Raw genomic sequence first — 21,708 nt, 5'->3', positions numbered from 1 at the left:
GATGATCCTTTTGAGTAGTGTTTAAGGTGATTGCGGAACGGGAATTCAGTCAGGTGGTGAACTGTTCGAAGGCGAGGTCGACCTCCAATGCAGTGAGGCACGAGTCAACGGCTGCGCGCGCTTGCAGCAATGCGCGGCACGCGGGATCGGGCGTCGGCACGTAATGGTTGTAGAACGTGCTGCCTTCCACGGCCGGTCCCAGAACCCACAGACGCGGCTGGACCTTGCCGTCGCTGCCTACCGCGCGGTTTTGCCGGTCGACTTCGATGCCGTCGGCCGGATACGGGTGGGCTCGGCGTACCAATCCCTGCATGAGTAAGTCATCGAGCAGCGCAGATCGGCTGCCTGACAGGCCGCTGTGTGCCGTCCGCGCTTTGATCACCCTATCGAACTGAATACCCGGCTCATCGATTTGCAGGGGCGCAAGCACCCTGACGATCCCGGCGTCCATCAGCGCCAGCAAATCTTCGTAACGTTCTTTCTGCGGACCGCCCACCAGACGATTGCCAAGCGCTGCCCACACGCTATAAAACCCTTGGGTCGAGGCGTCAGTCAGCCCGTTGTGATCGGTTGCCAGGCGCAACACATCGCGACAATCGCGCCACACTTCCAGCGCATGCGTCAGCGTACTGGCGGCCCTGCCTTGGCGACTGCGCAGCAGATCGGCTTCGATCCAATGGCGAAACCATTGCTCATAAGCGGCAGGCTCGCCTTGCCAGTGTCCGATGTGCAAGTGGATTTCGGGATCGAACGATCCGCACCTCGCGCGCATTTCGTCTTCGATCAATGGCAGCACTTGCTTCACGAAATCCAGACGCCCACCGACGCTTTCCCGTCTCAAGGAGCGGATCGCCGCTGGGGTAAAAAACCGTGGTGGTGCAGGCGCAGGTTGATCGGGCCACCATTGCGGCCGTGCATGAAACGGCAGGCCGCTGCGCGAGAACAGATAGATCTCTGGCTCGCGCCCCGAGGGCTGATACCGCCAGCCGCTGACGCTGTTGTCACGGACATAGCGCCCGCCGCGTCCTTGGGTCAGTTCCGCCAGGGTGTCCATAGCCGTCAGGCCGAGGCCTTCGATGGCGACGCGCTTTTCAGTCACCGATTTAGACCGGCGCAATGCGTGGCCAGTGGTCAAGAACACGCCATCAACAATCATCTGCTGTCCGTCGCTGCAGGTCAGCTGAAAGCCAGACTCCCCCACGCTCGGGCAGCACCCAACTATTGATTCCGGATGATGGCGCACCTGGACATGGGCCGGACATAACTCCAGCAAATACCGATAACTGTCGCGCAAATAGCGCCCGAGCAAGCGTCGCGGCGCGAAGTCGCCAAACTCGACAGGTCTGCCCTGCGCGTCCAGGTGACCGCGCTCGTCAAGTCGCACGTCTTGAGCTGAGCACCATTGCAGGAATGTCAGGCCTGCGGGCTCATCCGGCATCGACGCGGGAAACGCGGCGGAGAACGCAGAAATCTGCCCGGCCATGGTGTTGAGCATCAGGTAATCCGCTTGCTCTGGCAGATGCAGCCCGCTGCCCGGTGTCTGCGGATCGAACACCTCGATCACCAGTTGCCAGTCGGGATTTCTCCGCGCCAGACCCATCAACTGTTCCAGAATGCTCAGGCCTCGGGAACCCATGCCGACGATCGCCACACGCTGGACGCTGCGCGCTGCATGCAGGGCGCTCACCAGCGATTCGACTCAAAGAAGAAGTCCGCAACCGGCAGCGCCTTGCCCTGGGCGATGGCCGTGTCGTAGACCCGCTTGCCCACCGCCAGATCCAGCACGCCGAGGCCAAAAGGCGAAAAGATCGTCGGCCGATCCGGGCTGAGTTCCACCTGGCCGAGCATCAACTGCGCCAGGGTGCCGGTGATGAACGAGCGATCCTCATACTGCTGCACGGCGAGATGCGGCGAGGTCTGGGCCTTGAGGCAGTGCTCGATGTCGTCCAGAACGTTATTGGCCTGGGCGATGATGTCCGGCCCGAGATCACGCAGGGAGATGTTGAGTACCAGCTGGTCCGGGCGAAACCTGTGCTGCAGCACATATGGCGTTGGCGCGGTGGTCGCGAACAGCACGATGTCGGCGAGCAAGGCCTCTTGCAGTTCGACGCGCTGAGCGGGTAACTGATGCTGCGCGGTGACATGCAGCAACAGCGCCTCCGCCGACTCCGCGTGCAGATCGCAAACCTGTACGCTGCCAATGTCCCAGCCATCGCTGATGAACAGGTCGAGGATGGTCCGGGAGATAAACCCGGCGCCGACGATAGCCAGGCGGCTGACCTTGCGTTGGTGCCGGTTCAGCCAGCGCGCCGCCAATACGGCCGACGCGGCCGTGCGCATTGCGCTGATTCGCGAGGCTTCAAGGCAGGCGTAGGCGTAACCGGTATCCGGCCGGTTGAGGATGAGCACCGCCGACGCCCGTTGCAGGCCGGAGTCGAGATTGCCGGGGAAACTGGAAATCCACTTGATACCACTGACCGGCTGGGCGCCCGAGACGCTGGCGGGCAAGGCAATGATCCGATTTGCGGGTGCCTGCGGGAATCGCAAAAAGTAGCTGTCCGGATTGATCGAGCGCCCAGCTTCGTGCTCCAGATAGGCGCGTTCGACATCATCGATGCAGGCGCGCGGATCAGCCGCGAGAATCTGTGCAACCACCTTGCCGTCCACCACATGGAAAGCTGCTTGCTTGATGCGCGCTGCACCCAGGTCAGTGGTCCAGTCTGGCTGAATGTGCAGGTCATCCAGCTTCATCTGCAACACGTCTTTGCCAAAGCGCTGCTCGACCCATTGATCGTCATACAGGGTGTCGAGATAGCGCTCGCCCCAATCCGGTGACAAAGCCACCACCACTGAGCCCGGCTCGATTCGTTCGCGCCAGGCATGCACGGCGCAGATCACCGTCGCCGTGGAGCCGCCCACCAAAAGCCCCTTGTTGCGCGCCAACAGCCGACACATCGCCACGGTGCGTGCTTCAGGAACCATCTCCAGATAATCAATACCTTCGGCAGTGAAAATCGGCGGTCGCTGACTGGTGCCCAGACCGGGGATGAAACGGCGGCTGGGCGGCGTGTCGAAAGTCACTGAGCCTACGCTGTCGACGGCAATGATCGTGGTGGTCGGGTGATGCTTCTGGAAATACTGCACACACCCCATTAGCGTGCCGGTGGTGCCCGCGCCCACGAACAGATAGTCGACATGCCCGAAACGCTGGGCAATGGACCGCGCCGTGGTCCGCGCATGCACCCGCGGATTGGCCGCGTTTTCGTACTGGTTGAGCCAGACCAGCCGGGGATCGGCGCCGAGCATGCTGCGGATCAGCGCGATGCGCGTGCCGAGAAACCCGCCGTTGGCATCCGGCTCGTCCACCTGGATAACGTCGGCGCCATAACAACGCATCATGCGGATGTTGTGATCGGAACTATTGGGGTCGACCACACAGGTGAACTTGATGCCACGCTCGGCGCAGATCATCGCCAGCGCCACGCCCAGGTTGCCGGATGAAGACTCGATCAGCCGGGTGTCCGCCGTGATCAGCCCCCTGCCCTGCAAATCATCGATCAGGCCGACTGCGGTCTTGAGCTTGATCGAGCCCGCCGGGTTGAGCGATTCCATCTTCAGGAAAAACGTCTGGCCCAGCCCCGAGACTTTGAGAAAAGCCTGGTCGTGAACGATATCGGAAATGTTTTCGTACATGCTTTCGTCCATGGCGATCACTCACTGAGTCAGCGCAGGTTGAGGGTGTTTTTGCGCCTGGACAGCCTGTTGCAGACCATTGGCAATACGCTCGGCGCGCAAGGCCATGAGCGAGAATGACTGGCTGTCGCTGATGCCGTGGCTACGTTCGGAGAGGCCGTTGACCCACAGGTTCACGTCGCAATCGCCCTGGGTGGCGACGTTGTAGTCACGATCAATGAGCAACCCGTTGTCCACGTCAGCCTTGAGCCAGGGTTGCAGGTTGCTCAACAGCGGCGGCATCAGGTACTGCTGATACCCGGTGCCGAGGACGATGACGTCGACTTCCACCACTTCGCTGCGCTGGCTGAAGGTATCGGTCAGGGTCACGCGATAACCCGCTTCGCCGTGTTCGACCCTGGTAATGACGCGGTAGGCGTAGGTTTGCAGACGCTGACGGCCGGCGATGGAGTCTTCGTACATCAGCGAAAACAGCTTCTGGCTTTCATCCGGATCAATTCCGGCATAGTTGGTGGCGCGGCTCCAGTCGAGGAATTGATGCCGGGCCGCAGCATCGAGGCTGTGGAAGTAATCCACGTGGTCCGGGGCGAACACCCGGTTGGGAAATTGCCCCAGTTGGGTCAGCTTGAAACCCGCCGAGCGATGCACGGAATGCACCTGAATGGCGGTGTCACGCCCAGTCAGTTCCAGCACCGATTCACTGGCGCTCTGCCCCGAGCCGATCACCATCCAGCGTTTGGGCAATGCCTGACCAAACGCCTGCAGACGCGTCAGAAACTGCGAGGTATGAAAGAGCGTTGGCCCCAGCAGTGCCTGAAATTGCTCTGGCACTCGTGGCGCGGTCCCGCTCGAGAGCACGACATTGCGCGTCACGAAGCTGCCCTGCGCGGTGTCGATGCGAACCTGGCTAAGGCGGCCATCGCGAATGATCGGCAGGATTTCACTCACCGGCGTGTTGAAGTGGGTGTGGCCGTTGACCTGCTGCGCCACCCAACTGACGTAATCCGACCATTCATGACGGCTGGCCGGGCGACCGAGCAAACCGAAGTCGAACAGGCGCCCGCGTTCTTTCAGGTACATGGCAAAAGAGAACCGGCTGCGGGGGTTACGCGGCGTCACCAGATCCCGAAAAACATGGTGATTAATGTCGGTGCCAGCCAGCAAAAGCTCCCTGTGCCACTGGGTATTGTGCGCGGCCTCCAGATAGCGCACTGACAGCTTTGCCAGCGGCGCGTCCACTTCCTGTGCGTCGGCGAAAACGCAGGACAGTGCAATGCCTGCGGGTCCGAAGCCAATACAGAGGGCGTCCGCGTGAACGGCGCCAGCGGGTGAATCGAGCATAGAAGTACCCATCCATTGAGTTGAAGTTGTGTTGGAGCGGTGACCGAAGTGTCTGAACAAGGTCAGTCGGCGATGGGCATCAGCCCCGCGACTCCCACCTGCCAGAGGCTGGTGCGAGCACCCCGGCATTCACCCTGATCGAAACTGACTGCGCCCAGCGGCGTCGCGAAGGTCTCGTGATTCAAGGCGTGCAGCAGTTCAGTCGGTCGCCATGAGCGCCGGGCCAATTGGGCCAATACGTGAAACATCAGCAGGCTTTCGCGGAAGTACGTTTCAGGTTCGGCATCGAACAGCGCGCGGTGACTGGCTGATTCAATGGCCGCAGACCCAGCCGCGCCGAAACCGATGACGTAGGTGTTTGCGTCCTGTGCTGCGGCGTTGCCCAGATACGGCGAAGCGGCGTCGTCGGTGAGCACCAGTGGTCGTTGGCTGCCGCTGTGGCGGCGCGCATGCCAGTGCTCGCGGCTGCGGGCCAGACGTCCGGCGAACACTTCCACCTGTGCCTGTTCTCGGTCGACTGCGCGGCGTATCCCGGAATCGCTGCCGGCTTGAGCAATGACTTTGGCCAGCGACTGACCGTGGGCGCTGGGATCAGCGTCGATATGCACGCAGCTCCATTGCTTGTGCCTGAGCCAGGCGACCAGATCTTTCGCCAGGTGCCGGTCCGAAGGGCAAAAGCGAAATACGTTGGGATTGTCCTGGGTCAGGCAATCAATGGTGGCTGCCGGGCTCAGTAACCCGACGTCGGCCTGCCGATAGATACCCGCAGCGACCATTGCCGCGTCGGACGAAAAGTGCCCAATGACCAGATCCACTTTGGCGGCGACCAGCTGCCGGGCCACTTGCGCTGCGCGTGCGGGATTGGCGCCGTCATCGCAAAACTGCCAGTGCACCCGGTCAAAACCCGGTATGCCGTTGCGCGCCACGGTCATCGCCCGCAGGAAGGTCCGGGCATGCGGCGTGTCCGCCGGATCGAATAGCGCGCTAACTCCGACCTTGAACCGGCTCATGGCTGCACGCTCGACAGGCTGCCCGCGCGGCTCATCGCTCGACCCGGCGACAACGCCGACCAGCCGCCATCCGGGTCCTGATGCCGTAAGTGTCGCTGCAACTGCTCGAAGGCGATCTGCGCGATCCCCGGCGCCAGTTTGAAACCGAGGCCACACAAACCTGTCGCCAGATAAACCGGGCTTTGCCCATCGCAAAAACCTACCAGCGGCCTGCCGTCCGGACTGTAACTGTCGAAACCCGGCAACACGTCGAGCACCACTGAGTCATTGGCGCCAAGCAGGTGGTGCACGCGTTCCCGTGCATCTTGCTGATTGCGAACATCAGGCAGCCCGAGATTTTCGGGGAACTCCTGCACCTCGCGGAATCCACACCCGGCTTGCACCAGATGGCAGGTCAGCGGAATTGCATACGCCTGGGTTTCGCTGTCGATGATCGGCATGCTGCAATCGGTGGCGGTGACGACCCGCGCCAATGGAATCGACCGGGTTTGCAAGTGCAGTTCCGGCAAAAGGCGCCGACTCCACGCGCCTGCGGCAACCACCACCGCCCGACAGCGCAAAGTTACTGCGCCCAGATCAATATGGGCTTGATGCCGCGAGCGACACTCAATGGCTTTGACCTCACAGTTCTCCAGCAACAAGCCGTCTTGACGCACTGAATTGGCGAGCATTGCGGTCGCCAGACGGACATTGCCGACGCACGCCTGGGGTTCATACAAATTTATCCGCTCCGTGCTCGGCGACCGGGGAAAATGCCCACTTTTGAATTCTTCACTGGAGATCAGACGCATCGGATACTGCGCGCTGGCGTGTTGTTCAATGGCTCGGGAAATCCGCTCCTGCTGGTCCGGCGCCGCTCGATACAGCACGCCGCTGCGGCGTAATGCACGGGCATAAGTGGCGGCGAAAATCCCCTCGCGCATCACACCGATGGAATACGCGGCCAATTCCATCAGCAGCGGATCCGGGTCGTACAAACGCACCAGACCGCCGGATAACGCACTGGCACCGCTCGCTGCGCTGCCGTCCTTGTCAATCAACGCCACGGAAATTCCGGCGCTGCACAGCTTGGCCGCGATACTCGCGCCGACAATGCCGGCACCGATGACGGCGACTTCGTAGTCCATGAACATTGCGTTCCAACCTGTCAGATGGAGTAGTCGGCTGCGCAGCCATTGAGAATCGTCGCGTTCACCCGATCCATTTGCAGCGAAAACGCCTCGACGATGTGCTGCGCGGTGTCCGGGATCAGCGCCAGGCCGACGACCGCGATGAACGCGGCGAAATGGCTGACCGTTCGACCTTCGGCCAGGCGCGTACGAGTGATCGCGATCACGTCGAGTAGCACCGAAGCCATGCCCTTCATGGAGAATCGATCTGGCTGCGAGGCTTTGAGCCACTGCAGACGCAGGGCTTCGAGCAGCGTGGCGTCCTGACCGCACATGCCACTCCACCAGCTGTCGCCCTCTTTCGCGCCAACGCTGAGCAGCGCCGGAAAGAACTCGCCGAACAGCTCTTCGCGCCACGTCAGGAACTGCTGTAACCGGAAATCACCTTCGCTTTCTTCCGGGGCGATGCTGGCCAGATACAAGCGTGCGCTGTCGGCGCAGGCCTGACGCGCCAGGTCCGCGACCCAGATGGCGTGATCGCGACTGGTCGACAGGTTAAGACCGTCCAGCTTGAGGAACTGATTCGGTACGAAGTGTTGGCTGACGCGCAGGTCATCCATCGTCGAAAGCAGCGCCGGATAAACGATGGCGTGACTGAACACGCAATCGAAGCCGAGAAAGTGCACCAGCGTGCCCTGCCCCGATTGCCAATACTGTTGATACAGTTCAGGCTTGCCGACTTGCGCGGCATATTCGCGAAAGGCCGCCATGTATCCGGCCAGCCCCATGAACCAGGTATGAATCCGGCACGAGCCATCGGCGGCGAGATCCAGCCCGGCATCGCCGGGGCGTGTTACACCCCAGTCATGAAGATGCTCAAGGGTATCGAGCAGCCAGGCATCCAGCGGCTGGCGCCATTGGTGATTGAGCAACACGTCACGCAATGCCGGTTTCAACTGCGCCAGTTTGAGAAAGCCACGATGGGCATTTCGCCACTGCACAGGCTGGCTGCACAGCTTGCAGCGCAGATCGGTCATGTGTTGCGCATCCGGTGCCTGTGCGCAGTTCTCGCACTGGCTGGCGTCGGATTCCACGCCACAGTAGTTGCACAAACCCCGAGCAAAAGCCTCGTAGCCCCAGACCGCGCAGTCCGGGCAATATGCCTCCTGGGAGTCGCGAAATTCGATTGCCCCGGCATTTCGAGTCTTTTCGAACACTTCGCGGACCGCGTCCGCAAAAAAAGCGTTCTGGAATGGTCGCAGCCAGTTATCCGGCTGAATATTGATCGCTGCCAGCGACGCTTGAATCCGGTCTGAATTACGGCTGGCCAGCAGCATTGGCTCGACGCCCTGCTCCAGGCCTTTGCGCAACATGTACGACTGATAGTCGTCGGAGTAGGAAACCAGCACGCAATCATGACCGCGCTGGCGTTGCACGCGGGTGAAAACATCGGCGGCGAGAAACGGTCCGGCGATATGGCCGATGTGCAGGTCGCCGTTCGGCGTTGGCGGCGTAATGGTGACGATGTACTTAGTCATCCAGACACCCCGTTGTCTCATTGTGCTGGGCAACGAAGCCATTGACGTAATTCATGTCCCACCAGATAACGTAGAAATGAAAGTCCTCATCCGAGTCATTGATGATGTAGTGATGGGTATGTTTCGGAATTGCAGCGATATCGCCGACGCTGAACTCCAGTTCACGCTCGCCGACGATCAACCGGGATCGGCCTTTGATGGCGATGAATAGCTCCTGATCGATCTGCGTGTGCGCTTCGCTGCGCGTCCCCGGACGCACCACGCACCAGCCCCCGGCAAATGGCATCGGATAGCCCTGCCACGGCAACAGGCGGCTGCCGTCCAGACCGTACTCATGAACGAGACCGGTGAAATCGGTTGATCGATGTATGGCGAACTTATGCATGGTCTGGCCCGTACGTTTTAGATGGCCGCCAGCATGCAATCAGCGATAGTTTCCGGCTATCTCATCCATAGATATAACCCTCGTCACGTATCGAATTTTTAAATGGGCATCACTACCAATGATGACGTGTATCGATAACCACCATTTCAGCACGATTGGATTGGCGCCTAGAATTCACGCCAACAGCAAAGCAACCTTGAAGCTTTGCAGACGTGTTCATTTAATACTTTGGAGCTACTCATGAAAACTTATGCAATGTTCGCAGCGTTATCATTATTCTCGGTATTTGCCTCGGCCAACGGCCAGGTGCCCAATGCCAATAACGCTGCACAGCAAACTCCTCAAGCCGTCCAATATAACTATTCGCAACACCTTGATATTGCGAAAGTTATCCAGATCACACCAGCCAATGACAACATCTGCGGCCAGGTCGATGCGCACATGATCTACCTCGACAGCCAGGGCGTTCGCCACAATCTTGAATACACCCGTGAGGGCAACGGTTGCCAGAATGGTTGAGCCATCACCTACCGTAGTCGCCCGTTGGAGCGAGGCTTGCCCGCGAATCAGACGCCTGGGTGGCCTAGCTCTACCGCGTCATCGTTCTTCGCGGGCAAGCCTCGCTCCAACGAGCATTCCAATTCGATGGCTGTGTGTTGTTTTTTGATGAGAGCCAACTTGTTCGTTCCTGCAGTTCGTTATTGCTGAATCCAATAGCCTGGTCGGTTATAAACTTCTTTTAGAAACGCAATAAAGAACCTGACCTTGGCCGGAAGATAATGCTGTTGCGGATACACGCCTTGAATGTCGTAGTTGGGCAGCGCGAACTCATTCAGCACGGTTACCAGTTCGCCAGTCTTCAGCTCATTCTGGATTTCCCACACCGAACGCCAGCTCAAGCCCAATCCGCGTTTGGCCCAATCGAATAACAGCTCGCCATCGTTGCAATACAAGTTCCCCGCCACTTTCACCGCAACCTGTTTGCCATCCCGCTGGAACGTCCAGCCCCGGTGCTGCCCGCCTTGTAGGTTGAACGCCAGACAATTGTGATCGGCCAAGTCTTCCAGGCTTTCGGGATAACCGTGGGCGGCAAAATACGACGGCGCACCACAGACCACTCGCTGGTTTTCATACAACTTGATGGCGACATAGTTGGGATCGAGCACTTCGCCGATGCGAATGCTCATGTCGTAGCCCTCGCGCACCAGATCAATCACGTTATCGGTCAGGTTGAACGACAGGTTCAGCTCGGGGAACCGTGCCTGGAATTCCGGCGCATGAGGCGCGACGTGCCGCCGCCCGAAACCGGCTGGTGCCGACACCACCAGATGCCCGCGCACCGCGCTTTCGTTCTCGCTGACGCTGGCGTCCAGCTCGTCGAAGTTGCGCAGTAGCGTTCTTGCGTTTTCCAGATACGACTCGCCCAACTCAGTCAGGGTCAGGCCGCGCGTGGAGCGGTGAATCAACTTCACCCCCAATCTTGCCTCCAGCGCGCTCAGGCGACGCCCCATGATGACCGGCGTCACGCCCTCGACCAGCGCGGCTGCGGCAAAGCTGCCGCGGGTGGCTACCAGAACGTAGCTGCGCAGTTCGGTATAACGATCCATTCGATACTCCTGATACCGACAGAAATGCCCGGCACTGCAATTCCCATCGATATGGATTGAAAGCAGGCTAGGCCCATACAAAAACTATCGAGTTCAGGAGACTAGCAAATGACCCTCATGAGAGCCATCGAAGCCGCTGTTCTGGTCATGCGCCGCGAAGGTATCGACAGTGCATTCGGCATTCCTGGTGCGGCCATCAATCCGTTATACGCTGCGCTGAAAAAACTGGGCGGCATCGATCATGTGTTGGCCCGCCACGTGGAAGGCGCTTCGCATATGGCCGAGGGTTATACCCGCGCGGTGGCGGGCAATATTGGCGTGTGCATCGGCACGTCCGGCCCGGCCGGAACAGACATGATCACCGGCTTGTATTCGGCTTCGGCGGACTCGATTCCGATTCTGTGCATCACCGGCCAGGCGCCGCGTGCGCGAATGCACAAGGAAGACTTCCAGGCCGTAGACATTGCGAGCATCGCCGCGCCGGTCTGCAAATGGGCCACGACGGTCATGGAACCGGGCCAGGTGCCTTATGTTTTTCAGAAAGCCTTCCAGCTGATGCGCAGCGGTCGCCCCGGCCCGGTGTTGATCGATTTGCCGTTTGACGTGCAAATGGCAGAAATCGAATTCGATATCGACGCCTACGAACCGCTGCCCATCGTCAAACCTCAGGCCAGTCGCAAGCAGATTGAAAAGGCCTTGGCCATGCTCAATGCCGCGGAGCGCCCATTGATCGTGGCTGGCGGCGGCATCATCAACGCGGATGCGTCTTTGGCGTTGGTGGAGTTCGCCGAACTGACGGGCATTCCGGTAATCCCGACGTTGATGGGCTGGGGCACGATCCCCGACGACCACCCGCAGATGGCCGGGATGGTCGGTTTGCAGACCTCCCATCGCTACGGCAACGCCACGCTGCTGGAATCGGATCTGGTGCTCGGCATCGGCAATCGCTGGGCCAACCGCCATACGGGCACAGTCTCGGTTTACAGCGAAGGTCGGCAGTTCATCCACATTGATATCGAGCCGACCCAGATCGGTCGCGTGCTCATGCCTGACCTGGGCATTGTTTCCGACGCAGGCGCTGCGCTGGACAGGTTCATCGAGGTCGCCCGTGAATGGCACACCGCTGGCAAGCTGAAAGATCGCAGCGCCTGGCTGGCCAGTTGTCAGGAACGCAAGCGCACCCTGCAACGCAAGACCCACTTCGACGACATGCCGGTCAAGCCGCAGCGGGTTTACGAAGAGATGAATCGCTTCTTCGGCAAGGAGACCTGCTACATCAGCACCATCGGCCTGTCGCAGATTGCCGGGGCGCAATTCCTGCACGTCTACAAGCCTCGACACTGGATCAACTGCGGCCAGGCCGGTCCGCTGGGGTGGACCATTCCCGCCGCGCTGGGCGTGGTCAAGGCTGATCCGGGTCGTAACGTGGTGGCGTTATCCGGCGACTACGACTTCCAGTTCATGATCGAGGAGCTGGCCGTTGGCGCGCAATTCAAGCTGCCATACATCCATGTGGTGGTGAACAACTCGTATCTGGGCCTGATTCGCCAGGCGCAGCGCGGCTTCGACATGGATTTCTGCGTGCAGCTGGCGTTCGACAATATCAACGCCCCCGAGCTGGAAGGTTATGGCGTCGACCATGTGGCGGTGGCCGAAGGGCTGGGTTGCAAGGCGATTCGGGTGACCGATCCGGCCCATCTGCAAGCGGCCTTCGCCGAAGCCAGGTCGCTCATGCAGCAGCACCGCGTGCCGGTAATCGTCGAGGTCATTCTGGAGCGCGTTACCAACATTTCCATGGGCACCGAGATCAACGCCATCAACGAATTCGAAGCGCTGGCCGAAACCCGCGCCGATGCACCGACTTCCGTCAGCCTGATGGACTGACCCCCACCTACACGAGGAACCGACATGCCACGTCTTTGCGCCAACCTCTCCATGCTGTTCACCGAAGTGGACTTTCTGCAACGTTTCGAAGCGGCGTCCCGTGCTGGCTTCAGCGGCGTCGAGTACCTGTTTCCGTACGAATTCAGCTCGGCACAGATCAAGGCAGAACTGGACGCCCATGGGCTGACTCAGGTGCTGTTCAATTTGCCGGCCGGGGATTGGGCCAACGGCGAACGCGGCATCGCCTGCCACCCGGATCGCGTCGAGGAGTTTCGTTCCGGAGTCGATCTGGCCATTGCCTACGCCAAGGTGCTGGGCAATACCCAGATCAACTGCCTGGCGGGGATTCCTGTGGCTGGAGCCAGTGCCACGCTGACCGAGCGCACCTTCGTCAGCAACCTCAAGTTCGCGGCGGACAAACTGCAGGCGGCTGGCATTCGGCTGATCGTGGAGATGATCAATACCCGGGATATTCCGGGCTTCTACCTCACGACCACGCGACAGGCCCTGGACATTCTGGAGCAGGTTGGCAGCAGCAATCTGGCGCTGCAGTACGATATCTATCACATGCAAATCATGGAAGGCGATCTGGCCCGAACCCTTGAAAACAACCTGCCGGTGATCCAGCACGTGCAGCTGGCCGACAATCCGGGCCGTCATGAGCCAGGCACTGGCGAGATCAACTATCACTTCCTGTTCGGCCACCTGGACCGAATCGGTTATCAGGGCTGGGTCGGCTGCGAATACAAGCCGTTGACCAGCACCGAAGCGGGCCTGGGGTGGATGAAATCCCACAACGTTCTTTAATTGCCAGCCTGTTCAATCACTCTAATAAGGAGCATTTCCATGGCTACTATCGGATTTATCGGCACCGGCATCATGGGCCTGCCCATGGCCCTCAACCTGATCAAGGCCGGGCACAGCCTGCTGCTTTCCGACCATCACTCGTCAGCGCCCGAATCCCTGAGAGACAGCGGCGCGCAAGTGCTGCACAGCCCCAAGGCTGTGGCTCAGGCGGCTGAGTTCATCGTCGTCATGTTGCCCAATACTCCCGACGTAGAGCTGGTGTTGTTCGGTGAGGACGGCATTGCTCAAGGCTGCTCTGAAGGTAAAGTCGTTATCGACATGAGTTCCATTTCGCCCTCGGCGACCAAGGTTTTCGCCGAGAAAATCAACGCCACGGGCGCTCGTTATCTGGATGCGCCAGTGTCGGGCGGCGAAGTCGGGGCCAAGGCCGCGACCTTGAGCATCATGGTCGGCGGTGATCAGGACACGTTCGAGCGCGCCCTGCCCTTACTGCAAGCCATGGGCAAAAACATCACGCTGGTGGGTGGCAACGGCGATGGTCAGACCGCCAAGGTTGCCAATCAGATTATCGTCGCCCTGAACATCCAGGCGGTTGCCGAAGCGTTGTTATTCGCAGCGAAGAATGGCGCTGACCCGGCCAAGGTCCGCGAGGCATTGATGGGTGGATTTGCTGGTTCGAAGATTCTCGAGGTGCATGGTGAGCGGATGATCAAAGGCACCTTCAACCCCGGATTCCGCATTGCCCTGCATCAGAAGGATCTGAATCTGGCACTTGAAGGGGCGCGTGAGCTGAACCTTAACCTGCCCAACACCGCCAATGCTCAGCAAGTGTTCAGCACCTGCGCGGCCTTGGGCGGCAGCCAGTGGGACCATTCGGCCTTGATCAAGGGGCTGGAGCACATGGCAAACTTCACGATCCGCGAGGAGTAGGAGATTTGCACGCCGTCAAGCCAGGCCGCTCGTTGCGAGCGGCCCAGCTGTTTTCAACCGATCACATTTAGCCGATCAGAAAATGTTGATCGGATAATCGGCGATCAGGCGAAGTTCGTTGTTATCGCCTTCGGCCTGATCCGCATTACCCCGGTGGAAGGACTGACGCATGCGCAATGCCAGGTCCTTGACCGGGCCGGATTGCACCACGTACTTGGCTTCCACATCGGTTTCGTGATGTTTGCCGTCATCACCATAACCGTAGTTGCGATATGGGCTGTTAGCGTCCATATGGCTACCGTCGATATCATCACCCGTGATATAGCGCGCCATGAAACTAAGGCCCGGTACGCCATAACTTGCCATGTTCAGATCGTAGCGTGCCTGCCAGGATTTCTCTCCGGGTCCGTTGAAGTCGGAGTACTGCACGGAGTTGGCGATGAATATGGAGTCAGCGGTGTCGCCCGCTCCATTATGGCCGAAGGCAACATAATCAAATGGCGTATCGCCATGAACTTTCTGGAAGGCCAGGGTCACGGTATGCGCAGTCAGGAAAGAATAAGCGGCAGCCAGCGACCAGGTGGTGTTGCTGATATCCCCCGCCTTCGCCTGACCAGAATCATTGGTGCGATAGATATTGAAATCCAGATTCAACGACTGTTGATCCGACAATGGCAGAGTGAAGTTGGTATTGGCGTAGTACTGGTTCCAGACATCTTCCAGATCCGAACCGTACAGGCTGACGGTCAGGTTATCGTTGATGGCGTACTTGCCACCGGCGTAGTCGATGCTCTTGGCCGTCACACCTGCATAAGAGGCGTAAAGTTCCTGGCTGTTATTGGTGGTGACCGGGCCATTGCTGCTGGTGAAATGCCCTGCATCCAGGTCCAGCCCCTGAATTTCACTGCTCAACAGGTTGAAGCCTGTAGCGGTTTGCGGAAACAGACGCGAGCCGCCAGCGGCGAATACCGGTGCCGTGGGTTGCAGGTTGCCCCAATGCAGCTCGGTTTTGGACAGCCGAACCTTCACCGAACCGCCAGCAGTGCCGTATTGGTCTTCGGGTGAGCCATCGTTACGTACCGGCAGGTTGCCGGTCCCGGACGTGCCTGCACCGCCATCCAGCTTGATGCCCCAGTAGCCATAAGCGTCAACGCCGAAACCGACGGTGCCTTGGGTAAAGCCGGAACTGAAGTTGCCCAGTACGCCCTGAGTCCAGTCCTTACGATCGCCAGCGCCGTTCTTGCCGTCGCGATTGAAGTAGTAATTCTTGAGGTGGACGTTCAGGCTGCTGCCTTCGACGAAACCGGTGGCTTCGGACTGATCACTGACCGCCGCCGCAGCTGCGAGTTGACTCACGCCCAGTGAAACGGCCAGCGTCAAGATATTGCACTTTACAAACTTCATTGTTTTCCCCTGTATCTCGAATAATTCTTATCGTTGCAATTCGCGAGTTGCAGGGTGACCCTGGACTCCACCGAATTCAACGATAAATGAACATGTGATCGGCAGAATTTTTTAAGGGCATATATGGTTGACAGGCAGGATTGAGCAAGGATTCTAACGATCCACTTTAATAGCCCGCTGCCGCTCTACTGTGCATGGTGTGCTCCCATGCCCGGATTTTTTAGCATCTTTCGCCGAGTGCCATCATGTTAGTTTGATAATAGTCATTATCGATTATCGTAATAGTTGGACCCTATGATCCGGTGTTAATGTTTGCGGCGATGAAGCACAACGTTTCAATCACTTTCCGACTCCGCATCGGTAAGCAATCGAATACTTTGCTCCACTTCATCATTCCTTTGGTTAGAACTTTATAGCCACCCCACGTTAGTGCGGTGGCTTTTTTTTGCTTGCTCTACAGCTCCAGGTTGCGCACGAACGCCTTGATTCGCCGGCATGCCTGGCTCAGATGCTCGTCGCTCACGGTGAAGGCCAACCGTACGAAACCTTGCGACGGTTCACCGAATGCGGCGGCGTCGAGTACCGAGACACCCTTCTCGCGCAACAATCGCCAGGCGAACTCCAGAGAACTGAGCCCCGTGGAGCGAACGTCCAGCAGCACGAACATGCCTGCGTCGGGCTTGAGCACGGTTATTGCCGGGCAGTCCTGCAACCCCGCTACCACCAGATCGCGCCGTCGCCGGTAAATCTCGCGCATGCCGACAGTCACTTCAGCGTGAGCAGTCACCGCCACCAAAGCGGCCTCCATGACGAACCCGGGCAAGCCATAAACCATGCTCAACGACAGGTTTTCCGCATGGCCGATCAGTGCTGGCGTGGCGACGATCCAGCCCATGCGCCAGCCAGTCATCGCGTGGGATTTGGAGAGGCTGCTGACCACGACGCAGCGCTCGGCCATGCCCGGCAAGCTCGCCAGACTGACGTGCTCACGCTCATAGCAAAGGCTTTCATAGACTTCGTCGACGACTATCCACAAGTCATGGGCAATCGCCAGGTCGGCAATGGCTTGCAGCTCGGCAACATCAAGCGTCACGCCAGTCGGATTGTTCGGGTTGGACAGAAATATCGCCCGGGTTCGCGGGGTAACCGCAGCAGCCAGCCGCGCAGCATCGAGGCGAAACCCCGCGTCCGGATCACAGGCCACTCGCACCAGCGTTGCACCGGAAGCCCTGAGCGTCGCTTCATAGGTGACATACATCGGATCAAGGGAAATCACTTCGTCCCCTGCCTGCAGCAAGCACAGGGATGCGACGAACAAGGCGTTCTGCGCTCCGGCCATGGTGATCACATTTTCCGCGAGCACCTCACGCCCCAGGGATTTCGCGTAACGCGCGGCAATCGCCTGACGCAACTCAGTGCGCCCGGCAATGTGCGTGTAATGGGTATCGCCTGCGCGCAGTGCAGTGATCGCGGCCTCGGTAATAAAGTCCGGCGTCGCGAAATCCGGGTCGCCCACGCTGAGCAGGATCACGTCCTCGCCGCGCTCCTGCGCCTCACAGGCGGCGTAATGAATGTCCCAGGCTGCAACGCCATGGCCGGCAATCCGGTCAACCAAAGGTGAAAAACGCATATCCATGCCTCCCTGCCCAAATAAAAGAGCCAACGGCACGGCGTCGGCAAAAGCCGAACCATAAGTAAAACCTCACGTTCGTTCAACCGCAGCGTCCAACTGCCGGTTGATTAAAGGTCGAATCGGTCTACCACCCGACGTCGTTCATTGTCGCCGCGCATGTCGTAGGCCGCCGTGGTGGCGATGTTGGTGTGGTGCGCGAGTTTCTGGGCGATGGAGAGGTCGAACTCCTCGATCACCCGCGTGATGAAAGAACGTCGGAAATCGTGAGGCATGATCTCCACCCCGATCTGTCGACCGCGCTGCTTGGCGATGAAATAGATGGCGTGTTTAGTGATTCGCTCACGAGTGATGTGGTTACCGCGCCGGATCCGGTTGAACAGGAACGGATCATCGTCCTGCCCTGCCGGCAAACATGAACGGCGCAGTTCGAGCCATTGGTTAAGGGTGTCAAAGGCCCAGGCCGGGGCGTATTTGATCAGCTGTTTGTTGCCTTTGCCCAGTACCTGCAAGCTGCGTTCGACGAAATCGACCTGCGCCAGATCCACGTTTACTGATTCCGTCTTGCGCATGCCCGAGCCATACAGAATGGCGATGATTGCGGCATCGCGACGCCCCTGCGGCCGCGGGTCGGCGGCGCAGACTTCCATCAGCTCGCGAATCAGTGTGCGGCGGATATTCTTACCTTTGGACAGCCGAGTGCCATGGACCGGCTTGACCGATCGGATCTTCAGCAGTTGGTCATGGCTGATCAGGCTCTGGCGCCATGCTTCATTCATGACGCCGCGAATGGCATTGACGTACAGCGACGTGGTGTTGGGCGCGTAATCGTCGGCGCGCAGGGTTGCCACCAGCGCCGTCAGATGCCCCGGCTCCACGCAATGCCAGGGAACTTCGTGAATGTCGATGTCGGCCAGACCCAGCCGATCCGCAGCGTCCTGCAGCACATATGTCATTGTTACGCGGCTCGAAGGGGCCAGTCGCGCCAGGTAGAGCGTCAAGGGCGACGGGTGTTTGTCTGGAGAAATGGAATCGATGGTTTTCAATGGATCGCGAATCGCTCAAAAAACGCAACTCTACAATGTGGCTGTATGTATATCCAGTAGTGGCGCGGTAGCCCATCACAAATTTATATAGCCATCATTAATCTAAACCACGGCAGACATTCACGGTTGTTAGTGCAAAGTGAACCAATAGTAGCCGTGTGATATCACATGGAACCTCATCTTCTCGGTTCAGGAAATTTCGTCATGCTCGGACAACTTACAATAGCGAAACGCCTTGGGCTGGGATTCGGCCTGGTGCTGGCCTTGATGATCGCCGTGGCTGCTATTGGCGTGCAACGCGTCGGGCTGATCGAAAACAGCCTGACACGGGTCAGCGAAGACGCCAGTGTCAAACAGCGTTATGCGATCAACTTTCGTGGCAGCGTCCACGACCGGGCGATTGCCATTCGCGATGCGGTGCTGGTGCAGGATGATCAAAACCTGGCAATTCAGCTCCGCGACATTGAACGGCTCAACGGTCTCTACCAGACATCGGCCACGGGACTGGACCAAATCTATGCCACCAAAGGCGCCAGCGCCGACGAAAAACGCTTGCTGGATGACATCAAGAGCAGCGAACGCACTACGCTTGCGCTGACCGGACGGCTGTTGAATCTGCGTCAACAGGGCGATCTGGCTGGCGCACAAGCCGTGCTGATGACCGACGTGTCCGCTGCCTACAAGGAATGGTTGAAGCGGATCAACGCGCTCATTGATAACGAAGAAGCCGCCATCGGTAGCGATGTGAGTTTCGTCCGGGTGACCGCCGCCAATTTCGCCTGGCTGATGTCGCTGGCAACCGCTGTGGCCGTGGCAATCGGCATCATCGCCTCGTTACTGATCATCGGCAGTATCAGATCGACCCTGGGTGCCGAACCCAATGAAGTCGCGCGGCTGATTCGCCGGCTGGCCAGTGGTGAACTCAACGACAAAATCGACACCCGCTACCCGGACAGCGTCATGGGTGCGCTGAAGACAACCGCCACGCATTTGTCTGGCACGATCACTCAGGTTCGCTCAGCGGCGATGGAGTTGATGGGTTCTTCATCCCGTTTGCGGGCAAGTTCCGACAGCAACAGTGAGCAAATGCGTCTGCAGAGCAGCGAAACCGAGCGCATGGCATCGGCAATTGCCCAGATGACTGTCACGGTTCATGAAGTTGCGGGTTATGCGAGCCGGGCTGCGAACGCCTCCCAGGCCGCCGATCAGGAAGTGGAGAAAGGCAAGCGTGTGGTCGAAGGTACGGCGCTGGCGATGGACGAATTGGCGCAGGTTCTGGAAAACGCTGCGCAATCGGTGGGCCAGGTGGCGCAGGACAGCAAGCAGATCGAAACCATCGTTGCAGTGATCAATTCGATTGCCGAGCGCACCAACCTTTTGGCGCTGAACGCTGCCATCGAGGCCGCCCGCGCCGGTGAGTTCGGTCGCGGTTTTGCGGTGGTGGCTGACGAGGTACGCTCGCTGGCGACCCGGACGCAGGACTCCACCCGTGAAATTCGCGAGATGGTCGGTCAGTTGCAGGCTGGCGCGGGGAAAACGGCGGATCTGATGCGTGATAGCCGTGAAATGGCTCAGCACACCGTTGAGCAAACCCACCTGGCGGAATCTGCATTGATTCAGATTCGTCACGAGGTCGCAGCCATCAACGACATGAACGCGCAGATCGCCACGGCAGCCGCGCAACAAGGCGTTGCGGCCCAGGACGTCAGTCTGAATATCAATCGTATTCACGACGCGGCGCTTGAAACCGCCGAGGGTTCCAATCAGGTGGCACGTTCCAGCAAGGAACTGTCGACCCTGGCCGATGTGCTGACTGAACGGGTGAGCTTCTTCAAGGTTTAAGTCCCGGTTTGCGCAGGCACGAGCCCAGTCCTACAGCCGCTGCTGAGGATTGTGCTCGCTTTTGTTGCCCTGATCTTGACCTGAATACTGGAGTCGATCGGCAGTTTCTGGTCTAGTAGCCCGCTTAACTGCCGTTCACGCACCAATTCAGTTCAAGCAAACAGGTACCTTCAATGTCTGCCCTGCGCTTCAAATACATCGTTGCATCCCTAAGCCTCCTCGCCTCGGCGTCCCTGTCCAGCCTGGCTTTTGCCCATGCTCATCTGGAAAGCCAACTCCCTGCCGCAGACAGCACTGTCCCCGCACCCAAGGAACTGCGCCTGCGCTTTTCCGAAGGCGTCGAAGAGAAATTCACCAAAGTCAGCATCACGTCCACTGCCGCCAGCGGCAAAACCATGGTTGAGGCAGTTCCCGAAATTGCCACCGACCCTGCCGACAACAAAGTCCTGATCATTACACCGGCTGCTCCGTTGGCTGCTGGCGAATACAAAATCGAATGGCACGCGGTCTCCGTCGACACCCATAAAAGCGAAGGCACTTACAGCTTTACGGTAAGCCCTTAACTTCATGGCGACCGCGCTGATCCTGTGCCGATTTGTACATTTTTCGGTGGTGCTGGTGTTGTTCGGTCTATGCCTGTCGCGAGACGTGATTTTCCGTTCCAGCCTGGCTTCGGCGCGTCTCACAGTGCTGGAACGTCAGTTGCGCTGCGTCGTGCGATGGCTTGCGGCGTTGGGGCTGACCAGCGCCGTGGTGTGGTTGTCGCTCACCGCTGCCAGTATGGCCGGGAGCTGGCGGGATGCGGTTGATCCGCAGACCTTGCTGCTGGTTCTGGGCAACACGTTTTTCGGCAAGGTCTGGGTCTGGCATTTGGGGCTTGGCGTACTGATGACGGTGCTGCTGGCACGCTCGACCTCTGGTTTTCCCGGTCTGAGGCTGATCGTCAGCGCGCTGCTGCTGGCAACCCTTGCCCCGGTTGGCCATGGCGCCATGTTCAGCGGTGTGTTCGGCCAGTTGCTGATCCTCAACCAGATGCTGCACCTGGGCGCCGTTGCTGCCTGGCTCGGCGCACTGTGTTTGTTGCTGGCGCTGGTTTTACGACCCGGAACGCTGGATATGCGCGCACTGCTGCTTAGGTTCAGCGGCATCGGCTACGGGTTGGTAGCGCTGATTATCGCCACTGGGCTGATCAACGTTCGGGTCTTGAGCGGCGCACCATGGCCAGTCCCGGCGTTTTCCGGGTTCGGGCTGATCCTCGCCATCAAAGTCGGCCTGGTGCTGTGCATGGTGTTGCTGGCAGCTCTGAACAGGATGCTGCTGCAAGGCGGTGAAGTTCGTCTGGGCAGGCTACGCATCAGCATTGCGTTGGAGTGCGCATTCGGCTTCGCGGCCGTTGCGGCCGTATCGTTGCTCGGGACGTTACCGCCGATGCTGACTGCTTGAGTTTTTCGAGTTTGAGCGCAAGACTCGGAGTTCTCGTGG

The 21,708-nt window shown here is 59.2% G+C and carries 17 protein-coding genes and 2 pseudogenes; 8 read left to right on the top strand and 11 right to left on the bottom strand.

Annotated features, from left to right (window positions below):
* Positions 1-49: 49 nt before the first annotated feature.
* The 7 genes from AFK24_RS24565 to AFK24_RS24530 all read right to left on the bottom strand — a co-directional run bounded on the left by AFK24_RS24565 (position 50) and on the right by AFK24_RS24530 (position 9,076).
* Positions 50-1,636 (bottom strand): FAD/NAD(P)-binding protein, encoded by a 1,587-nt coding sequence (locus tag AFK24_RS24565; protein WP_065835981.1) that lies wholly within the window; start codon positions 1,634-1,636, stop codon positions 50-52.
* Between the two features lie 47 nt (positions 1,637-1,683).
* Positions 1,684-3,693, bottom strand: coding sequence for a 2,3-diaminopropionate biosynthesis protein SbnB (sbnB, locus tag AFK24_RS30200; protein ID WP_080482314.1), 2,010 nt, complete (start codon positions 3,691-3,693; stop codon positions 1,684-1,686).
* A 21-nt stretch (positions 3,694-3,714) separates the two neighbouring features.
* Positions 3,715-5,034, bottom strand: a complete 1,320-nt coding sequence (locus AFK24_RS24550) for a SidA/IucD/PvdA family monooxygenase (protein ID WP_065835698.1) — start codon at positions 5,032-5,034, stop codon at positions 3,715-3,717.
* Between the two features lie 62 nt (positions 5,035-5,096).
* Positions 5,097-6,044, bottom strand: coding sequence for an ABC transporter substrate-binding protein (locus AFK24_RS24545; protein ID WP_065835697.1), 948 nt, complete (start codon positions 6,042-6,044; stop codon positions 5,097-5,099).
* Positions 6,041-7,177: an NAD(P)/FAD-dependent oxidoreductase gene (locus AFK24_RS24540; RefSeq protein ID WP_065835696.1), complete on the bottom strand. Its 1,137-nt coding sequence runs from the start codon at positions 7,175-7,177 to the stop codon at positions 6,041-6,043. Before AFK24_RS24540 ends, AFK24_RS24545 begins: the two co-directional genes overlap by 4 nt.
* A gap of 14 nt (positions 7,178-7,191) precedes the next feature.
* Positions 7,192-8,691, bottom strand: a complete 1,500-nt coding sequence (locus AFK24_RS24535) for a methionine--tRNA ligase (protein ID WP_065835695.1) — start codon at positions 8,689-8,691, stop codon at positions 7,192-7,194.
* Positions 8,684-9,076, bottom strand: coding sequence for a cupin domain-containing protein (locus tag AFK24_RS24530; protein ID WP_065835694.1), 393 nt, complete (start codon positions 9,074-9,076; stop codon positions 8,684-8,686). The genes AFK24_RS24535 and AFK24_RS24530 overlap by 8 nt, the downstream gene beginning before the upstream one ends.
* Before the next feature lie 240 nt (positions 9,077-9,316).
* Here AFK24_RS24530 and AFK24_RS24525 point away from each other — a divergent pair, with 240 nt between their 5' ends.
* Complete coding sequence (locus AFK24_RS24525; RefSeq protein WP_065835693.1) at positions 9,317-9,595, top strand: DUF2790 domain-containing protein; 279 nt, start codon at positions 9,317-9,319, stop codon at positions 9,593-9,595.
* A 179-nt stretch (positions 9,596-9,774) separates the two neighbouring features.
* Here the strand turns inward: AFK24_RS24525 and AFK24_RS24520 are convergent, their stop codons facing one another.
* Positions 9,775-10,683 (bottom strand): LysR family transcriptional regulator, encoded by a 909-nt coding sequence (locus AFK24_RS24520; protein WP_065835692.1) that lies wholly within the window; start codon positions 10,681-10,683, stop codon positions 9,775-9,777.
* A gap of 108 nt (positions 10,684-10,791) precedes the next feature.
* Between AFK24_RS24520 and gcl the strand changes: the two genes are divergently transcribed.
* The 3 genes from gcl to AFK24_RS24505 are packed head-to-tail and all read left to right on the top strand — an operon-like array spanning position 10,792 to position 14,304.
* The gene (gene gcl / locus AFK24_RS24515) at positions 10,792-12,567 is read left to right on the top strand and encodes a glyoxylate carboligase (protein ID WP_065835691.1); all 1,776 of its coding nucleotides are present in this window, start codon (positions 10,792-10,794) and stop codon (positions 12,565-12,567) included.
* A gap of 24 nt (positions 12,568-12,591) precedes the next feature.
* Positions 12,592-13,374, top strand: a complete 783-nt coding sequence (hyi, locus tag AFK24_RS24510; protein ID WP_065835690.1) for a hydroxypyruvate isomerase — start codon at positions 12,592-12,594, stop codon at positions 13,372-13,374.
* 39 nt (positions 13,375-13,413) lie between these two features.
* A complete protein-coding gene (locus AFK24_RS24505; RefSeq protein WP_065835689.1) occupies positions 13,414-14,304 on the top strand; it encodes a 2-hydroxy-3-oxopropionate reductase in 891 nt (296 codons plus the stop codon).
* Positions 14,305-14,379: 75 nt separating this feature from the next.
* On the opposite strand, the gene AFK24_RS24500 is transcribed toward AFK24_RS24505, so the two are convergent.
* The 3 genes and pseudogenes from AFK24_RS24500 to AFK24_RS24490 form a co-directional block, all read right to left on the bottom strand.
* Positions 14,380-15,708, bottom strand: coding sequence for an OprD family porin (locus AFK24_RS24500; RefSeq protein ID WP_065835688.1), 1,329 nt, complete (start codon positions 15,706-15,708; stop codon positions 14,380-14,382).
* Between the two features lie 463 nt (positions 15,709-16,171).
* A pseudogene (locus AFK24_RS24495) lies at positions 16,172-17,338 on the bottom strand (pyridoxal phosphate-dependent aminotransferase); the annotation flags it as partial.
* Positions 17,339-17,448: 110 nt separating this feature from the next.
* Positions 17,449-18,396, bottom strand: a complete 948-nt coding sequence (locus AFK24_RS24490) for a site-specific integrase (protein WP_065835686.1) — start codon at positions 18,394-18,396, stop codon at positions 17,449-17,451.
* A 156-nt stretch (positions 18,397-18,552) separates the two neighbouring features.
* Here AFK24_RS24490 and AFK24_RS32120 point away from each other — a divergent pair.
* The 4 genes and pseudogenes from AFK24_RS32120 to copD all read left to right on the top strand — a co-directional run.
* A pseudogene (locus AFK24_RS32120) lies at positions 18,553-19,089 on the top strand (MCP four helix bundle domain-containing protein); the annotation flags it as partial.
* Between the two features lie 81 nt (positions 19,090-19,170).
* Entirely contained in the window at positions 19,171-20,226 is a 1,056-nt protein-coding gene (locus AFK24_RS32115) for a methyl-accepting chemotaxis protein (protein WP_430962179.1), read from the top strand.
* Positions 20,227-20,399: 173 nt separating this feature from the next.
* Positions 20,400-20,789: a copper homeostasis periplasmic binding protein CopC gene (copC, locus tag AFK24_RS24480; protein WP_065835684.1), complete on the top strand. Its 390-nt coding sequence runs from the start codon at positions 20,400-20,402 to the stop codon at positions 20,787-20,789.
* 4 nt (positions 20,790-20,793) lie between these two features.
* Positions 20,794-21,669: a copper homeostasis membrane protein CopD gene (gene copD, locus AFK24_RS24475; protein WP_065835683.1), complete on the top strand. Its 876-nt coding sequence runs from the start codon at positions 20,794-20,796 to the stop codon at positions 21,667-21,669.
* The last annotated feature ends 39 nt before the right edge of the window (positions 21,670-21,708 follow it).

Source organism: Pseudomonas syringae (genome assembly GCF_001698815.1).
In the GTDB taxonomy this organism is placed as follows: domain Bacteria; phylum Pseudomonadota; class Gammaproteobacteria; order Pseudomonadales; family Pseudomonadaceae; genus Aquipseudomonas; species Aquipseudomonas syringae_A.
This window is presented reverse-complemented; position numbering and strand designations above follow the sequence as displayed.

Coding starts and splice junctions, on each gene's coding strand:
- AFK24_RS24565 (WP_065835981.1), bottom strand. CDS start 1,636: ATGGGTTCCCGAGGCCTGAGCATTCTGGAACAGTTGATGGGTCTGGCG.
- sbnB (WP_080482314.1), bottom strand. CDS start 3,693: ATGTACGAAAACATTTCCGATATCGTTCACGACCAGGCTTTTCTCAAA.
- AFK24_RS24550 (WP_065835698.1), bottom strand. CDS start 5,034: ATGCTCGATTCACCCGCTGGCGCCGTTCACGCGGACGCCCTCTGTATT.
- AFK24_RS24545 (WP_065835697.1), bottom strand. CDS start 6,044: ATGAGCCGGTTCAAGGTCGGAGTTAGCGCGCTATTCGATCCGGCGGAC.
- AFK24_RS24540 (WP_065835696.1), bottom strand. CDS start 7,177: ATGTTCATGGACTACGAAGTCGCCGTCATCGGTGCCGGCATTGTCGGC.
- AFK24_RS24535 (WP_065835695.1), bottom strand. CDS start 8,691: ATGACTAAGTACATCGTCACCATTACGCCGCCAACGCCGAACGGCGAC.
- AFK24_RS24530 (WP_065835694.1), bottom strand. CDS start 9,076: ATGCATAAGTTCGCCATACATCGATCAACCGATTTCACCGGTCTCGTT.
- AFK24_RS24525 (WP_065835693.1), top strand. CDS start 9,317: ATGAAAACTTATGCAATGTTCGCAGCGTTATCATTATTCTCGGTATTT.
- AFK24_RS24520 (WP_065835692.1), bottom strand. CDS start 10,683: ATGGATCGTTATACCGAACTGCGCAGCTACGTTCTGGTAGCCACCCGC.
- gcl (WP_065835691.1), top strand. CDS start 10,792: ATGACCCTCATGAGAGCCATCGAAGCCGCTGTTCTGGTCATGCGCCGC.
- hyi (WP_065835690.1), top strand. CDS start 12,592: ATGCCACGTCTTTGCGCCAACCTCTCCATGCTGTTCACCGAAGTGGAC.
- AFK24_RS24505 (WP_065835689.1), top strand. CDS start 13,414: ATGGCTACTATCGGATTTATCGGCACCGGCATCATGGGCCTGCCCATG.
- AFK24_RS24500 (WP_065835688.1), bottom strand. CDS start 15,708: ATGAAGTTTGTAAAGTGCAATATCTTGACGCTGGCCGTTTCACTGGGC.
- AFK24_RS32115 (WP_430962179.1), top strand. CDS start 19,171: ATGTCGCTGGCAACCGCTGTGGCCGTGGCAATCGGCATCATCGCCTCG.
- copC (WP_065835684.1), top strand. CDS start 20,400: ATGTCTGCCCTGCGCTTCAAATACATCGTTGCATCCCTAAGCCTCCTC.
- copD (WP_065835683.1), top strand. CDS start 20,794: ATGGCGACCGCGCTGATCCTGTGCCGATTTGTACATTTTTCGGTGGTG.